Source organism: Celeribacter baekdonensis B30 (assembly GCF_000299875.1).
Lineage (GTDB): Bacteria > Pseudomonadota > Alphaproteobacteria > Rhodobacterales > Rhodobacteraceae > Celeribacter > Celeribacter baekdonensis_A.
Genome location: NZ_AMRK01000013.1, coordinates 1 through 25,168, shown reverse-complemented (window position 1 = coordinate 25,168; position 25,168 = coordinate 1). Strand labels below are relative to the sequence as shown.

Annotated in this window: 22 protein-coding genes and 4 pseudogenes; 12 read left to right on the top strand and 14 right to left on the bottom strand. The window is 59.9% G+C overall.

Annotation, left to right across the window (positions count from 1 at the left end):
- Positions 1 to 2: 2 nt before the first annotated feature.
- The 5 genes from B30_RS17770 to B30_RS17750 form a co-directional block, all read right to left on the bottom strand.
- Positions 3 to 1,040, bottom strand: coding sequence for an NADP-dependent oxidoreductase (locus tag B30_RS17770; RefSeq protein ID WP_009573564.1), 1,038 nt, complete (start codon positions 1,038 to 1,040; stop codon positions 3 to 5).
- Positions 1,041 to 1,052: 12 nt separating this feature from the next.
- Complete coding sequence (locus B30_RS17765; RefSeq protein WP_009573563.1) at positions 1,053 to 2,210, bottom strand: iron-containing alcohol dehydrogenase; 1,158 nt, start codon at positions 2,208 to 2,210, stop codon at positions 1,053 to 1,055.
- A 4-nt stretch (positions 2,211 to 2,214) separates the two neighbouring features.
- Entirely contained in the window at positions 2,215 to 2,631 is a 417-nt protein-coding gene (locus B30_RS17760; RefSeq protein WP_009573562.1) for an organic hydroperoxide resistance protein, read from the bottom strand.
- A gap of 55 nt (positions 2,632 to 2,686) precedes the next feature.
- Positions 2,687 to 3,274 (bottom strand): TetR/AcrR family transcriptional regulator, encoded by a 588-nt coding sequence (locus B30_RS17755; RefSeq protein WP_009573561.1) that lies wholly within the window; start codon positions 3,272 to 3,274, stop codon positions 2,687 to 2,689.
- 186 nt (positions 3,275 to 3,460) lie between these two features.
- Entirely contained in the window at positions 3,461 to 3,790 is a 330-nt protein-coding gene (locus B30_RS17750) for an ArsR/SmtB family transcription factor (RefSeq protein ID WP_009573560.1), read from the bottom strand.
- Positions 3,791 to 3,877: 87 nt separating this feature from the next.
- Here B30_RS17750 and B30_RS17745 point away from each other — a divergent pair, with 87 nt between their 5' ends.
- Positions 3,878 to 5,074 carry an MFS transporter gene (locus B30_RS17745; protein ID WP_009573559.1) on the top strand — a complete coding sequence of 399 codons (1,197 nt, stop codon included), beginning with the start codon at positions 3,878 to 3,880 and terminating at the stop codon, positions 5,072 to 5,074.
- Positions 5,075 to 5,119: 45 nt separating this feature from the next.
- Here the strand turns inward: B30_RS17745 and B30_RS17740 are convergent, their stop codons facing one another.
- The 3 genes and pseudogenes from B30_RS17740 to B30_RS17730 all read right to left on the bottom strand — a co-directional run bounded on the left by B30_RS17740 (position 5,120) and on the right by B30_RS17730 (position 6,832).
- A complete protein-coding gene (locus tag B30_RS17740; RefSeq protein WP_009573558.1) occupies positions 5,120 to 5,407 on the bottom strand; it encodes a hypothetical protein in 288 nt (95 codons plus the stop codon).
- 346 nt (positions 5,408 to 5,753) lie between these two features.
- Positions 5,754 to 6,158: pseudogene (locus tag B30_RS17735) on the bottom strand (transposase); the annotation flags it as partial.
- A 107-nt stretch (positions 6,159 to 6,265) separates the two neighbouring features.
- Complete coding sequence (locus B30_RS17730; RefSeq protein ID WP_009573556.1) at positions 6,266 to 6,832, bottom strand: recombinase family protein; 567 nt, start codon at positions 6,830 to 6,832, stop codon at positions 6,266 to 6,268.
- A 140-nt stretch (positions 6,833 to 6,972) separates the two neighbouring features.
- Here B30_RS17730 and B30_RS17725 point away from each other — a divergent pair, with 140 nt between their 5' ends.
- From B30_RS17725 to B30_RS22565, 4 genes are all read left to right on the top strand, one after another.
- Complete coding sequence (locus B30_RS17725) at positions 6,973 to 9,924, top strand: Tn3 family transposase (RefSeq protein WP_009573555.1); 2,952 nt, start codon at positions 6,973 to 6,975, stop codon at positions 9,922 to 9,924.
- Between the two features lie 154 nt (positions 9,925 to 10,078).
- On the top strand, positions 10,079 to 10,471 hold the full coding sequence (locus tag B30_RS17720; RefSeq protein WP_157789838.1) for a hypothetical protein: 393 nt from the start codon (positions 10,079 to 10,081) through the stop codon (positions 10,469 to 10,471).
- The gene (locus B30_RS17715) at positions 10,431 to 11,246 is read left to right on the top strand and encodes a sugar phosphate isomerase/epimerase family protein (RefSeq protein WP_009573553.1); all 816 of its coding nucleotides are present in this window, start codon (positions 10,431 to 10,433) and stop codon (positions 11,244 to 11,246) included. The genes B30_RS17720 and B30_RS17715 overlap by 41 nt, the downstream gene beginning before the upstream one ends.
- A gap of 67 nt (positions 11,247 to 11,313) precedes the next feature.
- A complete protein-coding gene (locus B30_RS22565; RefSeq protein WP_009573552.1) occupies positions 11,314 to 11,769 on the top strand; it encodes an IS5/IS1182 family transposase in 456 nt (151 codons plus the stop codon).
- 557 nt (positions 11,770 to 12,326) lie between these two features.
- Here the strand turns inward: B30_RS22565 and phnE are convergent.
- From phnE to phnC, 3 genes are read right to left on the bottom strand one after another with little or no spacing between them, the layout of a single operon-like run.
- Positions 12,327 to 13,151, bottom strand: a complete 825-nt coding sequence (gene phnE, locus B30_RS17705) for a phosphonate ABC transporter, permease protein PhnE (RefSeq protein WP_009573551.1) — start codon at positions 13,149 to 13,151, stop codon at positions 12,327 to 12,329.
- A 24-nt stretch (positions 13,152 to 13,175) separates the two neighbouring features.
- Positions 13,176 to 14,051, bottom strand: coding sequence for a phosphate/phosphite/phosphonate ABC transporter substrate-binding protein (gene phnD / locus B30_RS17700; protein ID WP_009573550.1), 876 nt, complete (start codon positions 14,049 to 14,051; stop codon positions 13,176 to 13,178).
- 23 nt (positions 14,052 to 14,074) lie between these two features.
- On the bottom strand, positions 14,075 to 14,842 hold the full coding sequence (gene phnC, locus B30_RS17695; protein WP_198430635.1) for a phosphonate ABC transporter ATP-binding protein: 768 nt from the start codon (positions 14,840 to 14,842) through the stop codon (positions 14,075 to 14,077).
- A 134-nt stretch (positions 14,843 to 14,976) separates the two neighbouring features.
- Here phnC and B30_RS17690 point away from each other — a divergent pair, with 134 nt between their 5' ends.
- Together B30_RS17690 and B30_RS17685 are read left to right on the top strand one after the other, a co-directional pair.
- Positions 14,977 to 15,972, top strand: a complete 996-nt coding sequence (locus B30_RS17690) for an NAD(P)-dependent oxidoreductase (RefSeq protein WP_009573548.1) — start codon at positions 14,977 to 14,979, stop codon at positions 15,970 to 15,972.
- A complete protein-coding gene (locus B30_RS17685) occupies positions 15,969 to 16,835 on the top strand; it encodes a LysR family transcriptional regulator (RefSeq protein WP_009573532.1) in 867 nt (288 codons plus the stop codon). The genes B30_RS17690 and B30_RS17685 overlap by 4 nt, the downstream gene beginning before the upstream one ends.
- 98 nt (positions 16,836 to 16,933) lie before the next feature.
- Here the strand turns inward: B30_RS17685 and B30_RS21850 are convergent.
- Positions 16,934 to 17,113: pseudogene (locus B30_RS21850) on the bottom strand (DDE-type integrase/transposase/recombinase); the annotation flags it as partial.
- Between the two features lie 249 nt (positions 17,114 to 17,362).
- On the opposite strand from B30_RS21850, the gene B30_RS17680 reads away from it, so the two are divergent.
- The 4 genes from B30_RS17680 to B30_RS22820 are packed head-to-tail and all read left to right on the top strand — an operon-like array spanning position 17,363 to position 20,112.
- On the top strand, positions 17,363 to 17,596 hold the full coding sequence (locus tag B30_RS17680; protein ID WP_009573530.1) for a hypothetical protein: 234 nt from the start codon (positions 17,363 to 17,365) through the stop codon (positions 17,594 to 17,596).
- Complete coding sequence (locus B30_RS17675; RefSeq protein WP_009573529.1) at positions 17,593 to 18,963, top strand: Mu transposase C-terminal domain-containing protein; 1,371 nt, start codon at positions 17,593 to 17,595, stop codon at positions 18,961 to 18,963. Before B30_RS17680 ends, B30_RS17675 begins: the two co-directional genes overlap by 4 nt.
- A 16-nt stretch (positions 18,964 to 18,979) precedes the next feature.
- A complete protein-coding gene (locus tag B30_RS17670; RefSeq protein WP_009573528.1) occupies positions 18,980 to 19,846 on the top strand; it encodes a TniB family NTP-binding protein in 867 nt (288 codons plus the stop codon).
- Positions 19,843 to 20,112 carry a TniQ family protein gene (locus B30_RS22820; RefSeq protein WP_040402893.1) on the top strand — a complete coding sequence of 90 codons (270 nt, stop codon included), beginning with the start codon at positions 19,843 to 19,845 and terminating at the stop codon, positions 20,110 to 20,112. Before B30_RS17670 ends, B30_RS22820 begins: the two co-directional genes overlap by 4 nt.
- A 24-nt stretch (positions 20,113 to 20,136) precedes the next feature.
- Here B30_RS22820 and B30_RS17660 read toward each other — a convergent pair.
- Positions 20,137 to 22,929 (bottom strand): annotated as a pseudogene (locus B30_RS17660) (Tn3 family transposase); the annotation flags it as partial.
- Between B30_RS17660 and B30_RS22560 the strand changes: the two are divergent.
- Positions 22,917 to 23,171 (top strand): annotated as a pseudogene (locus B30_RS22560) (hypothetical protein); the annotation flags it as partial. The pseudogenes B30_RS17660 and B30_RS22560 sit on opposite strands and share 13 nt — an antisense overlap.
- Positions 23,172 to 23,544: 373 nt before the next feature.
- On the opposite strand, the gene B30_RS17655 reads toward B30_RS22560, so the two are convergent.
- Positions 23,545 to 25,168: HAD-IC family P-type ATPase (locus B30_RS17655; RefSeq protein WP_009573526.1), on the bottom strand; the 1,624-nt coding region annotated here is incomplete at its 5' end.

Below are 25,168 nucleotides of genomic sequence, written 5' to 3'. Positions count from 1 at the left end.
TCCTATTTTTTCTCGCCGACGCGGATCACGCGCTTGCCAAAGTTTTCGCCATTCAGCAGGCCAATGAAGGCTTCGGGTGCATTTTCCAAACCGTCGATGATCTCTTCGCGGTATTTGATTTGGCCGCTTTCGATCCACGCCCCCATGTCTTTGGCAAAATCCGGGTAGAGGTGGCCGAAGTCGTCAAAGATGATGAAGCCCTGCACCTTGATCTTTTTGCGCAGGATTTGACCCATAAGCCAATTCATCCGGTCCGGTCCTTCGGGCAAGTCAGTCGCATTATACTGAGAGATCAATCCGCAGACCGGCACCCGTGCGTTTGAATTCAACAGCGGGATGACCCCGTCGAGGACCTTGCCGCCGACATTTTCGAAATAGACATCGATGCCATCGGGACTGGCCTTGGCAAGCTGTTCGGCAAAGTCATCTGCCTTGTGATCGATACAGGCGTCAAAACCCAACTCATTGACCGCATAGGCGCATTTCTCTGGTCCGCCCGCGATGCCGACCACGCGGCAGCCAAGGATCTTGCCGATCTGGCCCACAGTGGCCCCGACAGGGCCGGTCGCGGCCGCCACGGCGATGGTCTCGCCAGGTTTTGGCGCGCCAATTTGCGTCAGACCCGCCCAAGCGGTAAAGCCGGGCATACCCATGATACCGAGCGCCCAAGACGGATGCGCGGGTGATTTGCCAAGGTTTGTCAACCCCGCGCCATCCGACAGGGCATAATCCTGCCAGCCATTGAAGCTGAGCACCCAGTCGCCCGGCGCAAAGCCATCAACCTGTGAGGTGACGACCTGAGCCACTGTGCCGCCCTCCATCACGCCATCAATTTCCACCGGCGCGGCGTAAGATGGCGCATCGCTCATGCGCCCCCGCATATAAGGGTCCAGCGACAGATATTCGGTGCGCAGAAGCATTTGCCCAGCACCAGGGGAGGGGACGTCCCCTTCGACCAAGCGAAGCGTGTCCTTGGTCGGTTCGCCTTTGGGGCGTTCCGCCAGCACAAGCTGGCGGTTTACTGTTTCGGTCTGTGTCATGGTCATCATCTCCTAGAAGGCTGTTTCAAGAATGCGGCGGGCATCCTCGGGGGTGATGGCATTTTGTTCGCCAAGGGCGGTCATGCCGTGATCCTTCAAGGCGGCGACGATGCGATCAATTTCAGGTGCAGCAATTGCGTAATCGCCGAGTCGGGTTTTGATGCCCACCTGTTCAAAGAACCCGCGTGTTGCCTCGATCACGGCATCAATCCGCGCATCATCAGATCCCTCGCGGATGTCCCAAACATTGGCAGCATATTGCAGCAGTTTCTCGCGTTTGGGGCCACGTTGGTCGTTCATCAGTGACGGCAACACGACAGCCAGTGTGCGGGCGTGGTCGGTGTCATTGAGCGCGGTAATCTCATGTCCGATCATATGGCTTGCCCAGTCCTGCGGGACACCTGCGCCGATCAGGCCATTCAGGGCCAGCGTTGCCGTCCACATCAGGTTGGCGCGAACGTCATAGTCCTCCGGCGTCTCAAGGGCTTTGGGCCCAAGCTCGATCAGGGTGCGTAGCAGGGTTTCGGCAAAACCGTCCTGAACGCGCGCGGCGGATGGATAGGTCAGATATTGTTCGATGATGTGAACAAACGCGTCGGCCACGCCGTTCGCGATTTGACGGGGCGGCAGCGTGTAAGTGACCTCGGGGTCCAGCACCGAGAAAACCGGGTAGCAATGTGGGCTACCAAACGGAAGCTTAGCGCCCTTCTCGGGATTGGTGATCACAGCGCCAGAGTTCATCTCCGAACCGGTGGCGGGCAAGGTCAACACGGTCCCAAAGGGCAGCGCTTGCGTGATGACCGACCCGCGAGATGTCAGGATGTCCCAGGCGTCGCCATCATATTTGGCCGCCGCCGCGATAAATTTGGTGGCGTCAATAACGGAACCACCGCCGACAGCCAACAGGAAGGTGATCCCTTCTTGGCCAATCACCTCGACAGCTTTCAGCGCAGTGGCGAAGCGCGGATTGGGCTCAATGCCGCCAAATTCGACCAAGGTCCGGCCCGCAAGTGCCGCACGCACCTGACCAAGGACGCCTGTTTTCTCCGCGCTGCCTCCACCATAGAGGATCAGCACCTTTGCGTCAGCCGGAACCTGATCCTTTAGGTCCGCGATACGGCCCTTGCCAAACAGGATATGTGTCGGATTGCGAAAGTCAAAATTATTCATGGGTTCAGTTTCCTTCAGTTTCAATGTGCAGGCGCACGTCAACGTTTCCGCGTGTGGCGTTGGAGTATGGGCAGACCTGGTGCGTCGCTTCGACAAGTCTTTCAGCATCCTCGCGGGTCATGCCCGGCAGATGTGCGGTAATGTCGAGATCAAGTCCGTATCCGCCCTCGGCGCGTTGGCCGATGCCCACCTCAACCGACGTTAATGCCGCTTTGGCATCAAGCTTGAGTTGTTTTGCGGTCATTTCCATCGCGCTATCAAAACAGGCCGCATAGCCAAGCGCGAACAACTGCTCGGGGTTCACCCCCGCCTCGCCACTGTCCGGGCGAACCATCTGGACTGAAAAGCTGCCATCGTTGAGGGCGGCGGTTCCCGAGCGGCCCCCTGTTGCCGTTGCGGTGGTTTTGTAGAAGATTTTCATGAGCTTCCTTTCGCGAATAGACTGGTCGTCTATAGATGTGTCAAAATTTTTGGGGTTATGTTCCTGGAACGAGCACCTTTGTGGCATTCATAGCGGAATTGAGCGGGGCTTCACTGTGCGAGAGGCTCGCGACGAGGCTGGCTCCAAGCCACATGTGGTAGATCATTTCTGCCGTGGAGCGGGGGTCTTCAAGCGCGGCGATCGTGCCATCGTCCGTTCCCTGTTCAAGGGTCTCCGTCAGGCGCGCGACGATTTCGGACACACTTTTCTGCAAGATATTGCTCATATTCTCCGAGAGGTCAGCAACCTCTGCGGACAGTTTGACGACCAAGCACCGGTCTTCGAGGTTGGGGCTGATCTGTTTTTTCCGCCACTCTTCGAAATAGGTCAGAAACCGAGACCGTGCATCCATGTCCGGATGCGCAAGCGACGCGTTCAGGCGTGTGCCATACTCCGTCATAAAATCGTTCAACAGCGCACAGCCATAAGCTTCCTTGGAGGCGAAATAGTGATAGAACGACCCTTTCGGAACACCGGCCTCTTTCAACAGCGCACTCAGACCGACACCTGTGTAGCCCTGCTTGGCTGTCAGGCGTCGTCCTGTGGTCAGTATCTGTGAGCGTGTGTCGTTTTTCTGTTCCATGACCCTCGATATAGCCTCATTAGACCGGTCGTCTAGGGGTGGTGTGGCTTTTTCTAATCACAGGGCCGTGAGCGGCGCTGAGAAACGGTACGGGAAAGGCGCTAGCCAGCATGCACACCAGTTAGCAGCTTTAACATCCAGCACAGAAAAACAAGCAATGCATACGCAAATCGATGCGGCACGCCCTTAGTTTGCGTTCAGCACTGCTTCCAGCAAACCAGGAAAGCGACGGTCAAGCGCATCTCTTCGCAGTGAAAGCAGGCGACCTCGCCCCTTGGGGATATTCCGGATCACACCTGCTTCGCGCAACACTTTGAACAGGTGCGACTTGGTGGATTTCGCCACTTCCGGGTCCATTAAATTGCAGTTTGCCATTTCGACCGGGCCGTCGCGGAGCTGACGCACGATGTCCAACCGGCCCGGATCGCTGAGTGCGAACAAGACCTGCGTCAGTTGCAGCTCCTGTTCCTGCGGGTGCGCAAGATCGGGGCTGGCAGTGTCGGGTAAGATACTCATGGTTCGAATATACTTGAACCTTCCGCAGAAAGAAACTAGAGAAAGGTTCGATAAACTTCGAACCCTCCTGAAGGACTGCATTCCAAAATGACCACGATTGTGATGTCACCCAAGGCTAGAGAGCGCGCTGGTTTCGCAATCGTGCTTACCGGAAGCGCTCTGATGATGGCGAGCGCGAGCGCGCCGTCCCCTTTTTATCCGCTCTTGCAGCAGCAACTTGGTTTTTCGTCTTTGGTCGTGTCGGAGATATTCGCAATCTACGCAATTGCCCTTCTTGCGACACTGTTAGTGGCCGGATCAATCTCGGATCATGTCGGGCGACGCCCTGTTCTGTCGATGGGGTTCGTGCTTCTCGCTGTTTCCGCCGCCGGATTCGAATTGTCAGGTTCTGTGTCTGCGTTGTTATTGGCTCGAGTAGTACAGGGCGTAGCATGCGGCCTTCTGTTGTCTACGCTGTCGGCTGCGATTACGGATCTTGAACCCCCTGAATTCAAGGGCATCGCGGCGATCTGTAATTCAGTCATCCCCCTCGTCGGGCTGGCCCTGGGGGCCTTGATATCCGGCTTCGCGATGGAGTACCTTACCGAGCCAAAATTTGATATATTCACCGGGATTGCCGTGGCCAGCCTGGTGCTGGCGCTGGCCACATGGGGCTTGCCCGAAACATCGCCACGGCATGAAGGCTTGTTGCAGGCGCTGAAGCCTCGCGTTGGCCTCCCGATCGAAGTCAGGGGCACCTTCTGGCGTGGCGCTCCGGCGCTATTCGCGGGCTGGGCCACAGGGGGGCTGTATCTGTCGCTTGGCGCGCTCATCATCTCACAGGTTTTTGGTATTCAAAATGTGATCGTCCAAGGGTTCGTGGTCGCACTGCTGGCTGGGGTTGGTGCGCTGGCTTGTTTTATTGCGCGCAACTACTCTGCTCGTGAGGTCATTTTGTTCGGCACCGCAGCGCTCGCAATGGGAACCCTCGCCACCTTGTTTGGAATTCAATACGAAAACTTAGTGCTCTACCTTAGTGCGCTCGCCGTTGTGGGGGCGGGTTTTGGCACCTGCTTTTATGGCTTCATCCGCTCGATTATTCCGCTGGTGCCCGAGGATGTCAGAGGAGAAACTTTCGCAGCGCTATTCTGTATCAGCTACCTGGCATTCGGTTTGCCGGTCGTGATAGCCGGGCTTTTGGTGCCATTGTTAGGGCTCAAAGTCGTTGTAATCAGTTACGGCAGTTTGATCGCTTCGCTGGCCGCGCTCGCAGGGCTGATGCGCAAATTCGGTCGAACCGACTAAGGACCGAACCTAGATTCAACACATTACCAAGTAAAATCAGGCGATTCAGGCTTTCAACCCGCTAAATGTCCCGGATGCAAAGAGACCGAATTTCACCGTTCCAGACATGGTGTCCCCGTCAAGTGTTCCTTGGAATTTCAGCTTCATCGGCATTGGACGCTCAACCTTTGTGGACCAAGCAATGGCTGCCGGACTAAGTTCCAAATCTTGCATTGGACCTTTTCCATTCTTACCAGCCATCTCTCCAACCGGAACACCGCCCTCATCACCTAAAGTCAGCGTCGCGTCAAATTCACCCGTTGGTGCTTTGATAGTGATATTCCAGTTTTCCATAAAATGGGTTCCTTGCTGGTGTTGCAGAGAATTGCATACTCTTCGTGGTCAGTCATACGACGAAAAGTATAGGCTTCTGTGGTTGCCGCCGTTTGTGCAAGAGGTTTTTTCCTTATGAACGTGTAATCGAGTGCGGTCTTCTGTCAGGCCATGATATGCGGCGCTTTCAAGATCCGCGGGCCGGTATGGCGATGCGCGGACCAGAAGCAAATCAACAGACCGAGCTCGGTGGCTCCTGCACAAATGCTGCTTTCTCTGACCCGGATCTGATCGATCCTTTGCCCTTACTGTTCAGTGACCTCCTCACACCCCCAACTTACCGGGACGTCGTGACGCGCAACCTTCGCTACGCCATCGCCGCCGCCGGATGCCGGTAATCCTCTTGTTTCGTCATCATGGCCCAGAGGCCACGTGCCATCTTGTTGGCCAGCGCAATCGCGGCGACCATGCGTGGCTTGCGGGTCAGCAGGCGCTTCAGCCAGCCATTGTTCGGGGTGTCGAACCGCTCGACAGCCTGAAGGACTGCCATGGCTCCAGAGACCAGGAGGGTGCGGATGTCGCGCTGCCCCATCTTCGAGGTCTTCCCAAGCCGGGCCTTGCCGCCGGTCGAGTGCTGCTTGGGCACGAGCCTAAGCCACGCGGCAAAATCGCGATCGCGTTTGAACGTGGCCAGGTCAGGTGCAAACGTCTCGATCGCAAGCGCCGTGAAAGGACCCACGCCCGGCATGGTTTGTGCGCGGCGGATCGAGTCCGCTTTTTTGGCGGCACATCTCATCTTCGCGTCGAGCTCTGCAACAGGCCCCATCGGAAGGTTTCTTCGTAGAACCACGCTAAGGAAGAACGAAGCCTGAACATGACTTATGGTGTGGCATTTCTGATCGCCTTGTAAGCTGTTGATCTGCCTATGCCGAGGTGTTTTGCGGCTTGAGCGACGGATTTTCCAGCGCTGACGAGATCTTGGAGGGCTGAGATCGTCTCTGGCGGTAATGCAGGCCGTCCTGGGGTGCGGCCATGCTTTCGAGCGTTGATCAGGCCGTCTTTGGTGCGCTCTGAGATCAAGCGTCGCTCGAAATGCGCAATGGCCCCAAAGACGTGGAACACGAGTTCTCCAGCGGCTGATGTTGTATCGATCCGTTCCTCGAGGCTGATCAGGTTGATCTCTCTGGCTTTGAGGTCGTCGACGGTTTCCAGAAGTTCCTTGAGCGAGCGCCCCAATCGATCGAGGCGGATGACGGCGAGGGTATCGTTGGGCCTTGCCTGATCAAGCAAGGCTGCCAGACCGGGCCGGACGAAAGTTTTGCCGGAGATCACGTCTTCGAACACGCGAATTGCACCGTGTTGCAGCAGTCGGTCTTTTTGGCCGGTGAGATCTTGGTCGGCGGTTGAGACCCTTGCGTATCCGAGGATGTCGCCAGTGCGTGTCATTGTGTCTCCAAAACGGCCGTTTTAGGGCTTGATTTCCAGTGGTTGCCGGGAGCGTGGATTTTCGCATCATATCTGTCTTTTTATCAGTCTCTATAATATTCGACGTCTTCAAACTTGCAACACCGTTTTGAGGACACCTGATGGCCCGTCGACTACTTTCATCCCGCGCGCGTGCGGACCTCTTCGGGGTGCCTACAGATTACGAAGCCTTGGTCCGTCGCTATCTGCTAAGCGGGGATGACGTTGATCTGATCCGAACCCGTCGCCGCGCCGAAAACCATCTTGGTCTTGCAGTACATATTTCTTTGCTGCGTTATCCCGGCCTTGGGTGGGGCCAAGACACGATGCCGCCCGCCGAACTGATCGCGTGGCTTGCAGAACAACTTCAGATCAGCGGGTGTACTCTCGACGACTACGCCGCCAGGCGAAATACGCGTCATGAGCACCATGCCCTTGCGATGCGCCATTTGGGATTGGCCCCTTTCGGACCTGAACATGTGCAGCAGGCGGAGGATATCGCCACGACGGCGGCTTTTGCGACGGATCATGGCATGAAGATTGTTGAGACGCTGGTTGCGGAGCTGCGCAAGCAACATCTGGTGCTACCGAGCGTGGATACGCTTGAGCGCCTTGCCCTGAAGGGGCGGGCTCGCGCCCGGCGTGAGGCTGCCGCTGCGTTGTTCGATGTTCTGTCACTGGAGCAACGTGACCAGTTGCAGGCTCTCTTGGTGAACGATCCGTCTCTTGGGCAAACGCGTCTCACGTGGTTGCGTGGCTATCCGCATTCGACCAGTCCAGCCAGCATGACCGCGCTTCTGGATCGCTTGAACTATCTGCGATCGTTGGATTTGCCGCCAAACCTTGGGCACGGCCTCCACCCTGACCGGTTGCTCAAGTTCGCGCGCGAGGGCGCGGTGGCCCCTGTGAGCTTGCTGAACGATTTTGGCGAACGGCGACGGATCGCAACGCTCGCGGCGCAGATGGCGGATTTATCCATCACGATCACCGACGCGACCATCGCCATGTTCGAGCGTCTGACCGGCCAGCTCTTCTCACGCTCCCGCAATCGCCAGGAGGAGGTCTGGCGCATGGGCAAGACCCGGGTTGGCAAACTGATGCAGCTCTTCGGCGCGTCCATTGATGCCATGGCCCGCGCACAAGATCTGGACCAAGATCCCTTTGCTGCGTTGGATGCGGATGTCGGGTGGGAGACTCTTCTGGGCAAGCGTGACGAAATCGCCGACTTCGGGGAGTTGGCAACCAGTGACCCACTCGCTCTGGCGGCTGAGCGCTATGCCTATATGCGCAAGTTTGCTCCTACCTTCCTTGAGGCTTTCGAGTTCAACGCCACCGATGCAGGGGATGACCTCAAGGACGCAATCGCCTTGCTGCGCGACCAGAACCGCACCGGTAAACGCAAGTTGCCCGATGATCCGCCCATGCCCTTCGCAGCCAAGCATTGGCCGTCGCTGATCGTCCAGGACGGTAAGCCACAACGGCGTGTGTACGAGACCGCCGTTGTGTCTACCTTGCGCGAGCGCCTTCGCGCCGGAGATGTCTGGGTCGACGGCAGCCGTGAATATCGCCGGTTCGACAGCTACCTGAAGCCACGGGACAAAGCCGAAACCATCATGCGGGATGCGGGCTTCGAAACCGATCCGGACGCATGGCTATCTGACCGGCGGGCAACGATGGCGAAACGCTTTGACCAGGTTGAGCGCGCCCTGAAGCGCAATGCACTTTCTGGTGTCCGCATTGAACGTGGGCGGTTGAAGATTACGCCACATGACGCGATCACACCGCCCGCCGCCGTACGCCTGGAACGGGCGATTGATGCCGTGATGCCCCGCATCCGCATCACAGAGTTGCTCTGGGAGGTGAACGCGCGGACCGGGTTCCTTGATGCCTTCACCGATCTGCGGTCTGGCAAGCAGCACGATGAGCCAGCCGCCGTTCTGGCCACGATCCTGGCCGGGGCCACCAATCTCGGACTGGAGCGGATGGCCCATGCCTCATCGCGTGTCAGCCACGCGCAGCTGACCTGGGCGCAAACATGGTACCTTCGGCCGGAAACATTCGCGGATGCCTTGGGTCGTATCGTCGACGCCCATCATAGTTTGCCCTTTGCGCAGCACTGGGGCGCGGCGGAGCACAGCTCATCGGACGGCCAGTTCTTTGCCGCCAATCGCGGCAGCGGGCTCATCAACGCGAAGTACGGGCCTGATCCGGGCCTGAAAATCTACTCCTTCCTGTCAGGCCAATACGGCTCGTTCCATTCCAGCGTCATCGGGGCGACGGCAGGCGAAGCTCCTTTCGTGCTTGATGGTCTCTTGACCAACCCGGCCAGCTTCGACCCGCTCGTGCATTACACAGATACAGGCGGCGTGTCGGACCACGTCTTCGCCCTGTTCCATCTCTTGGGGATGACCTTTGCCCCGCGCCTGCGCGACTTTCCCGACCGGCGGCTGGGATGCTTCGGAAGCGCGAAGGCGTGGCCCACCCTCTCATCCCTCATTGGGAGGCCAATCAACGAAGAGGTGATCCGGCAGCATTGGGGTGATATCATGCGGCTCGCGGCCAGCATCCGCGACAAGTCTCTCAAACCGTCTGAAATCCTGCGCAAGCTTGGGGCGTATCGCCAGCAAAACCGGCTGTATCTCGCCCTGGGTGAAATCGGCAGGATCGAGCGCACACTCTTCATGCTCGAATGGATCGAGAACGCCGACCTACGCATGGAATGCCACGCTGGCCTCAACAAGGGTGAAGCCCGACACTCGCTAGCGCGGGCCGTCTTCGCCCACTCACAAGGGCGCATTCATGATCGCTCCGACGCGGCCCAACAAAAACGGGCCATGGCGCTCAACCTCGTCATCGCCGCCATCACGTTTTGGAACACGATCTACATGGACAAGGCAGCAAACCATCTTGCACAGACCAGTCCGCTCTACGACGCCAAGCTGCTTGCGCGCACGTCGCCTCTCGGATGGGACCACGTCATCCTCTCCGGTGACTTCGACTGGCATTCCGGGGCCGCAGAGCGCAAAATTGCGCGGCCACTGAACATCAGGCCATCTAGAGATTGGGGAACGTGAGTATGTTCACGCAATGTTCCACATTAGCGTGGTTCTACGAAGAGACCTTCCGATAGGGCCCCATACGGCAGCCTTCGCCGGTGCCGTCATCGGCCCGTTCAAAACCGTGGGCCGGTTTTTTGAGATGTTGGTCAGTCGCAGCATGTACCCATTGGTGACCTATGCGCTTAGCCTCGGCCTGATGTTTTCTGGCTTTGTCGTCCTGTTGATCTTCGGATTTACGTTAACTGGACTACTGCTTGCGGCCGCACTTTACGGAATGGGCGACGGGATCAAAACCATCGCGCGCGGTACCCTGCCTTTGGCGCTATTCGGTACCAAAGGTTACGGTGCACGACTGGGGTGGATCTCCTTCGTGCAAATGGGGATCAACGCCTCCGCCCCTTTTGCTTTTGCATGGACCACACAAACCTACGGCGGCTGGTGGTCTTTTGCTGTCATGGCCCTGTGTCTTTGCTGTGCCATCGCTACCTATATGTTTATTCCCGACCCAAGGACCCACAGACATGACCCCGCTCAAAATAGGCGCCTGCCTGAAAACATCTGAGATTGCAGACCACCGCGATTGGCTGTTTGATGCCGCCCGCGATATCGAACTACAGGATTTCATGTCCCATGTCGCGCTAACCACCGGATTCGACGATCGCATTGCCGCCGCCAAGACGGCGCTTGATGGGCATACTGGACGCCTTGGCATTCATGGGCCCTTTGAAGGTCTGGATATCGACAACAAAGACTCGGAACTGCGCCCGATCATTACTGCGCGGTTCCTCAAAGCTCTCGAGGCCGCGGATCGGATCGGCGCGCGCCAGATGGTCCTGCATTCCCCTTACACGGCTTGGTATCAGAACAACTTCTTCAGCTTTCCGGGCTACGCCGAAAGCAAGATTGGCCGCATCCATCAAATTCTAGACCCCGTCGTGCGCGCAGCCGAAAACATGGGCATCACTCTTGTGATCGAAAACATTCAGGACGTTCGCCCAGAAACACGTCGCGCGATGGTGGATGGCTTTGGCTCACAAGCAATCGCACTTTCCATCGACACCGGGCACGCTCAGTTAGCCCGTCGCATGTCTGGCGCCCCACCCGTCGCTGACTTTATCACTGATGCCGGTGCGCAGCTTGCCCATGTCCACCTGCAAGACGTCGATGGCCATGCCGACCGCCACTGGGCCCCGGGGGAAGGGGAAATCGAATGGACAGCTGTCTTCCGTGCCTTGGCTGCTTGCGAAAGCGACCCGCACCTCGTGCTGGAACTGCGTGATAATGCGGACATTCCGAAGGGATTTCGCGCGCTGAGTGATCTTGGTGTGGTGATTTGACAGCTTGTTGCATGGGTCGCGGATTTTGGCGAAGACGCCGGTTCTGATATCCTCAAGGTAGCGCCCTATGCCGCATATATTCAACGCTGGTCGACGCGATAAGTTTTCCAAGGCGAAATACACGGTGACGAACTGGTCGGATTTCAACGAGGCTCTGCGCCGTCGCGGAGACGTTACGATCTGGCTTGAGGCCGGGGCTGCCGGGCGATGGTCAGCGCCGAAGCGAAAGGGTCGCGGTGGTCAGCCAAAATATTCGGACTTCGCGATTGAGACGTGTCTGACGCGGGGGCTGATCTTTCACCAGCCGTTGCATCAGACCCAAGAGTTCGTCCGGTCGCTACTTGGACTGATGGGCGTGGAGTTGCCGGTTCCAGACTTCTCGACCTTATCGCGGCGGGCGATTGACCTCTCGGTCGTGGACGAAAGGCCACAATCCAGTGGCCCCACCACGCTGATCGTGGATAGCACAGGCCTGAAGATCCATCGCGGTTCGGGCTGGCAGGACGAAAAGCATGGCACGTGAAAGACCCGCAAATCCTGGCGTCAACTGCACATCGGGTATGACCCGGACAGCGGTGAGATCGTCGCCTCACTGTTGACCACAGACCAGATCGGCGACGAAACCGCCTTGCCCGACCTCATCGTGGGGATCGCAAGCTAGGTGACCCGCGTTCTGGCGGACGCCGCTTATGATGGCACCGTAGTTTCCGATTGCTTGACCCAAAAGTTCTGACCCGATGTCGAGATCACCATCCCGCCACTAATTACCGCTGTTCCCGGCCTACGCGATGGGCGCAACGCTCACATAGAGCATATCGCCGAGCATGGCCGAATGGCAGGGTAGTCAGCAACGGGATACAATCGCAGAGCCCTCGTCGAAGCCCAGATCGGGCGCCACAAAGACCCTCAACCGCATGACCCGCCTCGGTCATGCGGTCTTCAAACGTGCCGCATAGTCGTTCGGGGAAAGGGGCGCCTGCACCCATATTTTGACCCATGCAACAAGCTGGCATGAAAGAAAACTGAACCGTTGAGGTGATGGCTCATTGTTCGAGCAAATCACCTTGGCATCTGCTTAAATCACCGGAACTTCGCACGGAGCATATTGCTGAGTATATCCACAACGGTCACACAGGCGAGGATGACCAGCAAAACCGCTGACACCTGTGGGTAGTCCAGAAGGCGGAGCGAGCCGACGAGCTCAGTGCCGATACCGCCTGCACCAACCATACCCATGACGGTCGAGGCTCGAAAATTATATTCCCAGCGATACATGCTCACATCTGCGAATTGCGGAAAGACTTGAGGCAGGACGCCATGCAGGATGACTTGCATTGACGTGGCTCCTGACGCCTCGGTCGCTTCAATCGGTGCAGGATGCGCGTGCTCGATGGCCTCCGCAAAGAATTTTCCGACCATTCCAACCGAATGGAGGCCAAGGGCCAAAACACCAGGCAACATGCCAAACCCTACAGCTGCAACGAAAATTATACCCATGATCAATTCTGGGATCGAGCGAAGCGTATTCAGGACGACCCGCGAGACTTGGTAGATAACCTTGTTGGGCGATGTGTTCCGTGCGGCCAAGAAGCCCAGTGGCAAAGAGAGAGCGACCGCCAGCGCCGTGCCGGCGATAGACATAGCCAGCGTCTCGACAAGGGGTCCTACCCAGTCGCGCCAACGGCCGAAATCCGGCGGGAACATCTCAGTGCCGAGGATACCGATAGCCGGCAAGCCGCTGGTCAACCGGCTCCGATCTAGCATCCCGGTCATCCATAGCGATACAATGACGATCGCGGCGACTACGGCGATTTGAAGGAGCAGCTTTCGCCGCCCCTTGCTGTCCTCGGCCAGCACATCTTCAGCGTTGGTCAGCGCAGGCTGGGCAGTCAAGAGGCGGGTCATGGCGGTCTCCTAGTTCGGGCATTCTCAGTCGGCTTGCAGGTTCTTGCGGATGTCACGGATGATGTCGTAGTCGGCATCCGTGATTGCTGCGAACCCGTCGGCCTTGAACGGCGTCAGGACTGCATCGCCCGCGTCGGTCCCTGGCTCCAGCGTCAGGAAGGCGTCCTTGATTGAGTCTTCAAGCGCCTCGGTCATGTCGGTGCGCATAACCCAAGGATATTGTGGGATATCGGCGGAGTAACCGATGACAATCAGCTTCGATGCATCAACCGACCCCTTGGCCAGCAGGCTCTCGTAGATCGGACGGCTCAGACCGCCGACAGCGGCATTGCCCAGCTCGACGTTGCGCGCCACCGCGTCGTGCGCGCCCGTGAAGTTCTGGGTATAGTCATCGCCCTCCGTCACGCCTTCGAGCATCATCGTGTATTTCGGCGCGAAGTGGCTCGAGGTGGATGCCTGATCGCCAAAAGCCACATCGATGCCCGACCCTTCGATATCGTCGATCGAGTCGATACCGCTTTCGACATTGGCAATGAGGACAGACTGGTAGGTGGTGCTTCCATCCGTCACGCGCGCGGCGAACGGCTCGATGTCCAGATCGCCATCCGCCATCTTGGCCTTGGCGATGGTGTAGGAGGCCGGCCCAAAATACGCGACATCCACGCGGCCAAAGCGCATCGCCTCGATCATCGAAGAGTAATCGGTCGTGACGATCAGTTCGATATCCTTGCCGAGCTTCTCTTCAAGATACGCGGCCAGCGGCTTGTTATCCTGGATCACGGTCGAGGCGTTTTCATCAGGAAGCAGCGCGACGCGCAAAGTGTCCGGATCATAATCGCCTGCTGCGAATGCGGCTGTTGAGGCCAGCAGCATGGCGGTGAGAGTTGCGATATTCTTCATGGCAGTCTCCAAGAGTTGAAAGATCAGTTGGTCGTATCGGCCGGCGCGCCGTAGATGCGCGACAGCGCGGCGTTATCCAGTGCCGAGGGCGGTCCGTCAAAAACGATGTCACCATCACAGAGACCGATGATGCGATCGGCATAGGCCTTGGCAAAATCGAGTTGGTGAAGGCTGACAATGACGGGAATTCGGTCTTCGCGGCATACGTCGCGGAGGATTTTCATCACCCGGTCCGAAGATGCTGGATCGAGCGATGCGATAGGCTCGTCCGCGAGGATCAGCTTTGGCTCCTGCGTGAGCGCGCGCGCAATGCCGACGCGCTGCTGCTGGCCACCCGAAAGGCTGTCACAGCGTGTCAGCGCCTTGTCAAAGAGGCCCACGCGGCTGAGAGATTCCAGCGCAAGGTGTTTCTCGGCGCGCGAAAAGCCTGCCAAACTGCTCCAGACAGAATGGCGACCGAGACGCGCCATGAGGACATTGCGCAGAGCGCTCAGGCGGCCGATCAGTTGGTGCTGCTGAAAGATCATGGCGGTGTCGCGCCGATGAAACCGGATATCGCGGCGCGACTTCAACTGCTGGCCCGCCGATGTCACGATATGTCCTGCGCTTGGCTGGGTCAGCAGGTTGAGAGTGCGAAGAAGCGTAGACTTACCGGCGCCCGACGGACCAAGAAGGACGGTCACTTCCCCGTCCATGAATTGGCAGGTGGTCTTATTGAGTGCGCGTGTGCCGTTCGGGTACACGACTTCGACATCGTCGACGCTCAGAATATCACGTCCCATAATACTCATTGACCCATCCATCGCACCGATTCTCCTTCTGTTAGTATCTTTGATACGCAATATATATGACAGTTTTATTACATATTGCGATATATGTTCCTTGCTGTTAGTGATTGGAAAATCGCAGCTAAGGATGTTGGATAATGGTCAAAATTGTAGTGCCCAACTGGATCGAAGATGAGACGCTGGCACGCCTTTCAGCGCACGGGGATGTCGTGACCAGCGAGGGGCGCGATCCACTCGCCGACGACGAATTGCGTGCGGCTTGCGCGGATGCATCGGCGTTGATGGCCTTCATGACCGAGTGCGTCGACCGCCCATTTCTGGACGCCTGCCCCAAATTGAAGATTATTGCCGGCGCATTGAAAGGCTTCGATAATCTTGATCAGCGGGCCTGCACAGATGCCAGGGTGCTGTTGACCTATGTTCCGAACCTTTTGACCGAGCCGACGGCCGAGTTGGCCATTGGCCTCAGCATTGCGCTCGCACGGAACATGCGTGCGGGAGACGCGCATCTACGGTCAGGAACGTTCGCCGGGTGGCGGCCCAATTTTTATGGTGGCAGCCTGCAAGGCGCGACCGTGGGCATCATCGGCGGCGGTGCAGTGGGCCGCGAGACAATGCGGCTCCTTTCGGGTTTTCGAGGCCGGCGCATCTACTTCGACGAAAATCGCCTCGACCCCACGACGGAAAAAGCTCTCGATGCGCAGTACGCTCCGCTCGATGATCTCACCCGCCTGTCTGACTTCATCATCCTTGCGCTGCCATTGACGGACCAGACCAAGCACATCGTGAATGTATCTTTTCTAGCAGCGATGAAACAAGGGACTTATCTGGTCAATCCCGCGCGCGGATCGTTGGTGGATGAGGCCGCCGTCGTGGAGGCGCTGAACACAGGCCGCCTTGCCGGCTATGCCGCGGACACGTTCGAGATGGAGGATTGGCATCGCCCGGATCGGCCAAGGCAAGTTCATCCAGCGCTCCTCGCCTGTGACCAAACGGTTCTGACACCGCATATCGGATCGGCAGTCAGCGAGGTGCGCCGCCAGATTGCAGCCGAGGCCGCCGATGAGATCATCGCCTTTCTTTCTGGCAAGCGGCCGCGCCACGCCGTCAATCCCGAGGTGCTCGAGACGTGAACCCGACTGTTCTCAAAAGCTTCGTCGCGCTGGCCGAACTCGGCAGCTTCCAGACTGCCGCCGTCCGGATCGGCATCGCGCAGCCTACCCTGTCGCAACATATCAAGAAATTGGAGGAGGACTTAGGCGCGCCCTTGATCCAGCGCAGCCATAGCGGCAGCCGCCTGACCGACGCCGGGCTGCGACTCCTGCCACATGCACAGCAGATTCTTACATCCACTCAAAGGGCACAGGCCGCCGTTTTATCCGAGTCGCTCAAGATCGGGTGCAGCGGCAACATCGCATCATACTTCATGCCGGATGCGCTGGCATCCTTTCTCAAACAGACATCATCGCAGATGCGATGGGAGGTCATCTCAGCCCCAAACCCTCGCGTTGCGCAGATGTTGCTGGCCGAAGAGATCGACATCGCCGCGATGGAGTGGCCAATTTCCCACCCCGCCGTAACGGTGGCTCCTTGGCTCAGCGATGAAATGATCGTCATCCTGCCAAGCGATCATCCACTTGCCACGCGCGAAGAGATCAGCTTTGCCGAACTCAAGACGCTCAAGATGCTGGGCGGCGAGCGCGGCAGCGGGACCGGCACCCTTCTGACAGAAGCACTAGGGCCCCAAGCAGAAGATGTCGACACCATCGGCAATGTGGGCTCGACCGAGGCAGTTAAGCGCAGCGTGGCCGCCGGTCTGGGCGCGTCCATCGTGCTGGAGACGGCGGTGCGAGGCGAAATTGCTTCGGGCTCGCTGGCACGAGCAAGGCTCGAAGGAATGCCTTTGAGAAAGCAGTTTTTCATCGCGCAAATCACATCAAGCGCCGAGACCGGCCCAGCGGCCCGGCTTTTCAAGTTTCTACTTGAGTCCGACTGACGACCCTACCCGGATAGATTGGATCGACGCGCTAGTCACAGAGGGGGTTCCGTCGCAAAGTTCAGTGTGGCCAAGAAAGACGCTTCCTCGGTTGCGCGTCACGCGGCAAGACTGGCATAGATCTCGAAGGGGCAACCACTTCCCAACTCTCCTTTCCTGATCATGTGTGCCGTTTCTATACCGTCCAAAGTTGCAGTTGCTGATCTGAATGACTTGAAGCCCAACATCGGCCTGATCCGCCGTTTTACGCCTCGGTGATCCTGCTCAACGATGTTGTTATCCGGCATGAATGATCTCGGCACCCCAATCGGAGGTTTATAATACCTCGATGTGGGTTAGAATTGACCCACCGGGATTGGGGTGTTGGGAGCACGAATGGCGGGCAGGCCGAAGTATCTCATGAGCTGAGAGCTCGAGTTGTTATCTGGCCGCCCCTTCGACTTGCCCGGTTGCGCTGCGAGCGCGGATCCGTAGTTGTCGTGTGGCCCGCTGGCTCCCTTGTTTTTGAACATTGAAAGGAGCCAATCATGAAGATCATTGCCCTCGATGTGCATCGTACCTTCGCACAAGTGGCGATCCTGGAGAACGGCAAGATCAGGGATGCCGGTCGCCTGGAGCTTGAGCGCGAGCATATCCTGAAATTTGCAAAGCGGCTAAATGTGGAGGACGAGATCGTTCTGGAAGCGACGGTCAACACAAAAGCCATCGTGCGACTGCTAAACCGAGGATCAACCCCGCAGTCGAGAACATCATCGCGGTGACCCTGCAGGAGATGTGGTTGCGCCCTGAGCAGCCGGACCTTGCACCGATCGTCGAAGAGATCCGCGCCCGCTGCGCAGAGGAAGGGCACACTCCACCCGCCTATGTCACTGTCGCCCGGCGCATTCCCATCCTGTTTGCCCCGGAAGAAATTGCCCGCCGCCGCCTGTCAAATGGTAAACACCTGCACCGGCTGAAGCCGCGACCGGGCTACATCCGGGCTAACCACGCGCTCGACGTTGTCCAGATCGATCACACGCCGGCAGACATCCAATTTGTCGAGGTGATTGATGACTACGGTGTTTTCGTTGGTCGTCCCTATCTGACCATCGCTGCAGATGTGGCCACGAGCGCGATCATCGGCTTCTGCCTGACCCTCGAGCGGCCGTCGCGACTGTCTGTGGCACTTTGTCTGGCGCACGCGATGTGCTGCAAGATTGACTGGCTGGCAGAACGCAGTATCGATCATGCTTGGCCGATGCACGGTCGCCCAAAGCAGATCGTCGTCGATTCCGCCAAGGAATTCCAAAGCAGCACCTTCAGCAGAGGATGCGCGGACTATGGTATTTCCATTCGCATGCGGAACAAGGGCACCGTGCATCGGGGCGGAGTCGTCGAACGCCTGCTGGGGAAAGTGAACACCGCGCTACGCGCCTTGCCGGGCAAGACGGGGCGTTCCATCGCGGATCGGGGCGACTATGCCTCGGAAGCGCGGGCACGGCTCAGCTTCGCGGATCTCGAACGCTGCATCGCGCTCGCGATCATCGACCACAACCTGAGCCAGAATGCGCGCAAGCTGACCGTTCCGGCGAAAGAGTGGGAAGATCGGTTCCAGCCGAAAGACCGGCCGATCGATGCACCTGTCGATGTGCTGCTGAATTTCCTGCCACGCAAGACGCGGAAGATTTCACCTCAGGGCTTCAGTCTCTTCGCCATCGACTATTTCGAGCCCTGGCTTGGCCCGCTGGTTGCGCGTCGTGACCGGCTGGCCCCGCTCGATCTGTGCTATGATCCTCGCGACATCAGCCATGTCTACGTCAAGGATCCGGATACGCAGGCCTGGCGGCCGGTCAGGCGACGGGACGGACTGGCCGAGCCGATCACGCTTTGGCAGCACCAGGCGGATCGACAGCAGCGGCGTGAAATCCAGCGGCGCCCTGTGCAGGAGGCATCAGCGATCCGACGCGAAATCGCCGCAACTGTTGCCGCCGCCAAAACCCCCAAAAGCCGTTTGAAGGAGATGACCCGCGCCCGGCATGCCACCGAGGCAAAGAAGCCTTATGCCGACTTCGCTACGCCTTCCGCCTCGGCCCAGGCAAAGCTCGACCCGGATCGTCCGCGGCGGGTCTTCCCAATCGAGGATTGGTAAGGTGCCGGACCACCTCATGTCCGCCACCGTCCCACTCTTGCAGGCCGATGACGCAGTGCGGATCGCCCATGTGCGCGCGCCGCGCTGGATCAGCCATCCGGCGGCCGGCGCGGCGCATGACGCGATGCGACTGCTGCTTGAGCGACCGCCATCCCTGCGCCCACGCGGTTTGCTGCTTGCCGGTCCCTACCATAACGGCAAGACCATGATCGCCGAACGCTTCGCCGTCGAACATCTGCGTGTTGCCGAGCAGCAAAAGGTGTGGGTGATTCAGACCCGGGAAGGTGCAGGGCTGTCGCATTTCTATGCCAGCATCCTGTCCGGATTGCGCGCGCCACAAGCCGCTGGCTGGCGCAGCCTGGCCCGCGCCGGCGATCAGGTCGATCATCTTCTGGAGCGCCTGAAGCCGCGCCTTTTGATCTTCGACGAGTTCCACAGCGCGTTGCGCGGGCGGCGCGAGGATGTGAAGGCCATCTTCTCGTTCTTGCGGCGGATCGCACGAGTGCATGACATCTCACCCGTCCTTGTCGGCGAAATCGCGATCTACGATGCGGTGCATGACACGGACGAAATGGGCTCACGCTTCGATACGATCCCCATTCCACGCTGGGCGTATGACGAGGATTTCGCGACACTTCTGGACAGCCTTGAGGTAAGTCTGCCGCTAGCCAATGCCTCCGATCTGTCGCGCGAACCCTTGGCAAAGATCATCCACGATCTGTCAGAGGGGCTGATCGGCGAGGTTATCGAGATAGTCACCAGGGCGGCAGTTGCGGCAATCTCGCGCGGTGAGGACCGGATCACGGGCGCAACCCTGTCGGACCTTGGCTATGTGCCTCTCTCGAGGCGCCGCAATTCCGCTTTGCGTCACGAGATGACATGAGGTTTGGGCCGACCGGGATCTCCGTGACGCCTGCAGAGCGGTATGAAGGCGCGGCGGGAAACCGTTGGCCCATGAGCATTATGCCCGCACCAGGTGAACTTCTGTCGAGCTGGCTGCACCGCCTCGCTTACGCAAACGGCATACCTCCGCACTATTTTGGTGCGCTTCTCGGAGCGCCAGGTCAGAACTGGTCGGCACGGCTTGATCGGGCGTTGCCCGATCGCATCCTGCGGCTTTTGGGGGAGCATACCCACATAGGGGTCTGATGCCGGAGGGGGCAGAATCCTACGCTAAGCTTTTTTCGGCCACCTGTACTCCCCCGTGAGCAGGAGATGGGCCCATCCGAGGGGCGAGATGTGCGCCAGGAGGTTGGGCGAGCAGTCCAGGCCTTCGCGTCGGCGGCTGGCGACGGCCTGGCCGAGATGCTTGGTATTCCAGTAGATGACGATTGCGGCGAGGAGGTTCAGCCCGGCCATGCGGAAGTGCTGGCCTTCGGAGGTGCGATCGCGGATTTCGCCCTGGCGGCCGATGCGAAGGGCGTTCTTCAGGGCATGATGGGCCTCACCTTTGTTGAGCCCGATCTGTGCGCGGCGCTGCATGTCGGCATCGAGCAGCCAATCGATGATGAAGAGCGTCCGTTCGACCCGTCCGATTTCTCGCAAGGTGACCGCCAGCTCGTGCTGTCTGGGATAGGAGGCAAACTTCCGCAGGAGTTGGCTCGGCGGCATGGCCCCTGACGCCATGGTTGCCACGCTGCGCAGGATATCCGGCCAGTTCGCGGCGATGAGACGGTCTCTGATCTTGCCGCCGATCAGCCCCTTCAGCTCTTTCGGGCAAGCGGCCGGATCGAAGAGGTAGAGGCGCTTGGATGGCAGGTCGCGGATGCGGGGGATGAACTGGAATCCGAGCAGGGCGGTGACAGCGAAGACGTGGTCCGTGAAGCCGCCGGTATCGGCATACTGCTCGCGGATCTTCTGGCCGGCGCGGGTCATCAGCAGGCCGTCAAGGATGTAGGGCGCTTCGTTCACGGTAGCCGGAATGGTCTGTGTGGCGAAGGGTCCGAACTGGTCGGAGACGTGGGTGTAGGCTTTCAGCCCGGGTTCATGGCCGTACTTGGCGTTGATCAGGTTCATCGCCTCGCCCTGACGTGTCGTCGAGAAGAACTGGCCGTCGCTCGACGCGGTCTGCCCGGCGCCCCAGAAGCGTGCCATCGGCAACGCCGACTGTCCTTCGATCACCATGGCCAGGGCGCGCGCCATCGCCTCGCTCTCGACATGCCAGCGTGACAGGCGGGAAAGCTGGAAAAAGTCGTGCGTGTTCGTGGCCCCGGCCATCTTGCTGAGGCCGAGATTCAATCCCTCGGCAAGCAGCACATTCAACAGGCCGATCCTGTCCTTGCAGGGCGCGCCGGTGCGCAAGTGCGTGAAGGCCTCGGTAAACCCGATCTCATCGTCCACCTCCAGCAGAAGATCCGTGACCCTGACTTCCGGCAGGCGGCCATAGAGATCGAGCACCAGGGCGTCGGCTTCCTCGGGAACCGCCGCGGTCAGCCGGTCGATTTTCAAGGTGCCGTCCTCGATGGAGCCGCCGGGGATCGCCCCGGCCTTTGCCGCGCGCGCCAGTCGGCATATGGCATCGGACATGCGCAGCTTACGATCCGCCAGCCAGGCCTCAGGTTCGAAGGGCATGGCCAGCCTTGGCGTGTCGCGTGCGACCTCGACCGGGACCAGCGCTTCCTTCAGATCGCCAAATCTGCGCGAATGCCCGAGCCAGATATCGCCAGAACGGAAGGCTTCGCGCAGATGGAACAGGACCGCGACCTCCCAGAGTCTGCTTGCCTCGTCAGCATCCGCGTTCAGATGCCGCAACCATTTCGAGCCTCGACGAAGGAATGTCAGTGGCAGGACCGTCGCCGTCTCCGTGCCCGCGATGATCGCGCTCGCCGCCAGCAGCGGTTCCGCCACGGGCGCGGCGCAAATGTCGAGCGCCCGCAACATGCGCGGCGCGTAGCGCCGGAACCGATGATAACCGTGACCGACATGCGCCAGCGGATCGGCGGCCAGGGTGTCTGTGAGCTGGGTCGCCGTGGCGACAAGCCCCTTGAGCGATAGCCAATCTCCGGCATTGCCGACGGCCTCTTCGAGGGAGGCCCGGTCCTCATGCGCTTCCAGGAGGGCGGAACCGAGGGTGGCGAAGGATTGCAGGGTGTCCTTCAGCGCCGATTTGGCATCGTCCATCCGGGCGTCACATCGCGATTTCGCCTCGCGCCAGGTCTTGCCGACGATCCGATCGTGGGTCTCGACCACGGCGTCGGCAATGGCGCTGCGCCATTCCAGAGCACAGACCGCAAGAATGGCGAGACGGCGGTCACCCGAGATATCCCGCAGATCGCCCGCGAAGTATCGCTCGCCCTGCCGGCGAAGGCGGGCAACCCGGTGCGGCGGTACATTCGCCAGAGTGCCCCGGTCCAATTCCAAAGCCTGCAAGTATTCCAGGCGGTCCAGCAGGCGGTTCATATCAGCCGAGTTCCGCCCGATCTCGAACTGACGCAGCCAGACGAACCGCGTAACCGAGCCGCCCGCATCTTCGGTCAGAAGGGCATCGAGCTGCGTTCGCATGTCATCGTCCAGCCGACTGGCGATCCGGGCGTCGACCCGCCGTTCAGCCGCGACGAGCGCATCCGCGCAAAGCCGCTCGATGACCGTGATTCCGGGCAGGACGGTCTGGGCCGCCCGGCATTGCTCGACGAAGCGCCGTGCCAGATCCTCGTTCGACCGGGCGGTTTCGGCCGCACCTTCAAGCCAGATTTTCAGATCGCGCGCCCCACGGCCCGCGAACATCTTGTAACCATAGATTTCGCGCAAGGTGGCCAGGTGCTCATGCCGGGTCTCCTCGCGCGCGGCATATCCGGCCAGGTCATCAGGCCTTATCCCAAGCTGCGCTGCCAGAAAGCGCGTGACTGCCAGTGGAATGACCTCGCCCGGCACCAGCAGCCGCCCGGGATACCGCAGCGCGCAGAGTTGCAGGGCAAAGCCGAAGCGATTGTGCGGACGGCGGCGGGCATGGATGATCTCCAGATCGTCCCGCGGTCAAGCCGCCCGCGAGACCAATAACGGACCCCAAAGAGCGCGAATTGCTGAGACAGATGCAAGCCGCACCAACTTCGAACCGCCAGTTCCACGCGTCCGACTTGTGTCGCTTGATCGGACACGCTGCCTACGAAGCGCGGGTGCTCGATGTGATCCGCAAGTTTGGGTGCCAGAGGTTTTCAGCAACTTTGGCGGTGCACGGAAGAGCGGTGTTGGCAGGGGAGATTTCGCGGTGAACTTTGCGTCACATGCGTGGAAATTTCAGCCGCCACGACATCATCTTCCCAGCCTACAGTGCCTGCGAGCATTGACGAAGCAGACCTTCGCCTCGCGGCACATGAACCAACGCAATGCGGACTATGCTGTCGTTGGACACATCGACGCGAAAGTCGGCTTTGGGCAGCTTGACGAGAACGGTGGGTTTCGCCGGAGACACAAACCCTGGGCACGCTCCGCCCGCCATCGGAGATTTGGGAAAGGGCAGCCTAGCCGGACCGACAGACCACTGAGCTTCACAAATGGACTCCTTTGTGTCCCCGGGACATTGGAACGCGGACGGGACACGCGACTTGCACAAGGGCCGGCATCCCACACCAAGACGCCCCGGTTTCACCGCTGGTTCCCGCGTTCCGCCAGCGGCCCCCGAAACGCCAACCGCATCTGCTTTTCGGTCTCGATCAGGGCGAAGAACACAGCGCCGACGCCGACGATCAGCAGGCCGTCGGCAAGGGTCACGGCCTGCGTGCCGAACACCCTCTGCAACGGTGGCACGTAGGTGATGGCGAATTGCGCGGCGGTAACGGCGACCACGCAGGCCCAGACGATCCGCGTGCCGCGCACCGCAGCCCAGGTGAGCGAAGTGCCGTGGATGTTGCGGATGAAGAACAGATGGAAGATCTCCAGCACCACCAGCATGTTCATCGCCAGGGTCTGCGCCAGCGCCTGGTCGTAACCCTTGTCGATCGCGTAGAAATACATCCCGAAGACCGCGGTCAGGAACAGGGTCGAGACCAGCACGATGTGCCAGACCAGCTCGCCGGTCAGAAGCGGCTCGTCACGCGGACGCGGCGGGCGGCGCATGGTGCCGGATTCCGAGGGCTCGAAGGCCAGCGCGATCCCGAGCGTCACCGCGGTGATGAGGTTGACCCAGAGGATCTGCACGGCGGTGATCGGAAGCGCCATGCCCGCGAACAGGGCGACAATGATGGTCATCGCCTCGCCGGCATTGGTGGGCAGGGTCCAACTGATCACCTTCTTGATGTTGTCGTAGACGGTGCGGCCCTCGCGCACGGCGGCGGCAATCGAGGCGAAATTGTCGTCGGCCAGCACGAACTCGGCCGCCTCCTTCGCCGCCTCCGAGCCCTTCAGCCCCATGGCGATGCCGGCATCGGCCCGTTTCAGCGCCGGGGCGTCGTTCACCCCGTCGCCGGTCATCGCGATGGTCAGCCCATGGGACTGAAGCGCGGTGACGAGGCGCAGCTTGTGGGCGGGCGAGGTGCGGGCGAAGATGTCGGTCTCGACCACGGCATCGGTAAGCGCGGCATCGTCCATCGCTTCGACATCCGCGCCGGTCAGGACCCGTTCGTGGTTTTCGAGCCCGATCATCCCGGCGATGGCGCGGGCCGTCGCGGCATGGTCGCCGGTGATCATCTTCACCCGGATGCCGGCGGCGCGGCATTCGGCCACCGCCGCAATCGCCTCGGCGCGCGGCGGGTCGATCAGGCCGATCAAGCCAATGAGCGTGAGCGTGCCGTCGAGGTCGGTGGTGCTCAGCGCGGCATGTCCGCCCGGCACCATCCGCACCGCCACCGCAATCACCCGCTGGCCTTCGGCCGCAAGGGTGTCGACCATCTCGTGCCAATAGCCGGGATCGAGCGGCTCGGTGCCGCCACCGGCAGCGCGCTGGTCGCGGCAGAGCGCAAGCACCGCCTCGGGCGCACCCTTGACGTGGATCCGCGCGGCCCCCTCTTCGCTGTGGTGCAATACGGCCATGTAGCGATGCGCGGCGTCGAAGGGGATCGCGTCGTCGCGGCACCAGCTCTGGAATGGCTCAGCTCCGTCGCCGGTGATCTTACCCGCGAGCGCCAGCAGCGCCCCCTCCATCGGGTCGCCCTCGACATGCCAGTCTTCGCCGCGGACACGCAGGACGGAATCGTTGCACAGCGCTGCCGTGCGGGCGAATTCCATCAGCACCGCGTGGTCTTCCGGATGGGCGTCGGCCTCGCGCCAACGC

What these genes read in the sequence shown, in the direction of transcription:
- B30_RS17770 (WP_009573564.1), bottom strand. Translation starts at nt 1,040, where the DNA reads ATGACACAGACCGAAACAGTAAACCGCCAGCTTGTGCTGGCGGAACGC.
- B30_RS17765 (WP_009573563.1), bottom strand. Translation starts at nt 2,210, where the DNA reads ATGAATAATTTTGACTTTCGCAATCCGACACATATCCTGTTTGGCAAG.
- B30_RS17760 (WP_009573562.1), bottom strand. Translation starts at nt 2,631, where the DNA reads ATGAAAATCTTCTACAAAACCACCGCAACGGCAACAGGGGGCCGCTCG.
- B30_RS17755 (WP_009573561.1), bottom strand. Translation starts at nt 3,274, where the DNA reads ATGGAACAGAAAAACGACACACGCTCACAGATACTGACCACAGGACGA.
- B30_RS17750 (WP_009573560.1), bottom strand. Translation starts at nt 3,790, where the DNA reads ATGAGTATCTTACCCGACACTGCCAGCCCCGATCTTGCGCACCCGCAG.
- B30_RS17745 (WP_009573559.1), top strand. Translation starts at nt 3,878, where the DNA reads ATGACCACGATTGTGATGTCACCCAAGGCTAGAGAGCGCGCTGGTTTC.
- B30_RS17740 (WP_009573558.1), bottom strand. Translation starts at nt 5,407, where the DNA reads ATGGAAAACTGGAATATCACTATCAAAGCACCAACGGGTGAATTTGAC.
- B30_RS17730 (WP_009573556.1), bottom strand. Translation starts at nt 6,832, where the DNA reads ATGACACGCACTGGCGACATCCTCGGATACGCAAGGGTCTCAACCGCC.
- B30_RS17725 (WP_009573555.1), top strand. Translation starts at nt 6,973, where the DNA reads ATGGCCCGTCGACTACTTTCATCCCGCGCGCGTGCGGACCTCTTCGGG.
- B30_RS17715 (WP_009573553.1), top strand. Translation starts at nt 10,431, where the DNA reads ATGACCCCGCTCAAAATAGGCGCCTGCCTGAAAACATCTGAGATTGCA.
- B30_RS22565 (WP_009573552.1), top strand. Translation starts at nt 11,314, where the DNA reads ATGCCGCATATATTCAACGCTGGTCGACGCGATAAGTTTTCCAAGGCG.
- phnE (WP_009573551.1), bottom strand. Translation starts at nt 13,151, where the DNA reads ATGACCCGCCTCTTGACTGCCCAGCCTGCGCTGACCAACGCTGAAGAT.
- phnD (WP_009573550.1), bottom strand. Translation starts at nt 14,051, where the DNA reads ATGAAGAATATCGCAACTCTCACCGCCATGCTGCTGGCCTCAACAGCC.
- phnC (WP_198430635.1), bottom strand. Translation starts at nt 14,842, where the DNA reads ATGAGTATTATGGGACGTGATATTCTGAGCGTCGACGATGTCGAAGTC.
- B30_RS17690 (WP_009573548.1), top strand. Translation starts at nt 14,977, where the DNA reads ATGGTCAAAATTGTAGTGCCCAACTGGATCGAAGATGAGACGCTGGCA.
- B30_RS17680 (WP_009573530.1), top strand. Translation starts at nt 17,363, where the DNA reads ATGAAGATCATTGCCCTCGATGTGCATCGTACCTTCGCACAAGTGGCG.
- B30_RS17670 (WP_009573528.1), top strand. Translation starts at nt 18,980, where the DNA reads ATGTCCGCCACCGTCCCACTCTTGCAGGCCGATGACGCAGTGCGGATC.
- B30_RS22820 (WP_040402893.1), top strand. Translation starts at nt 19,843, where the DNA reads ATGAGGTTTGGGCCGACCGGGATCTCCGTGACGCCTGCAGAGCGGTAT.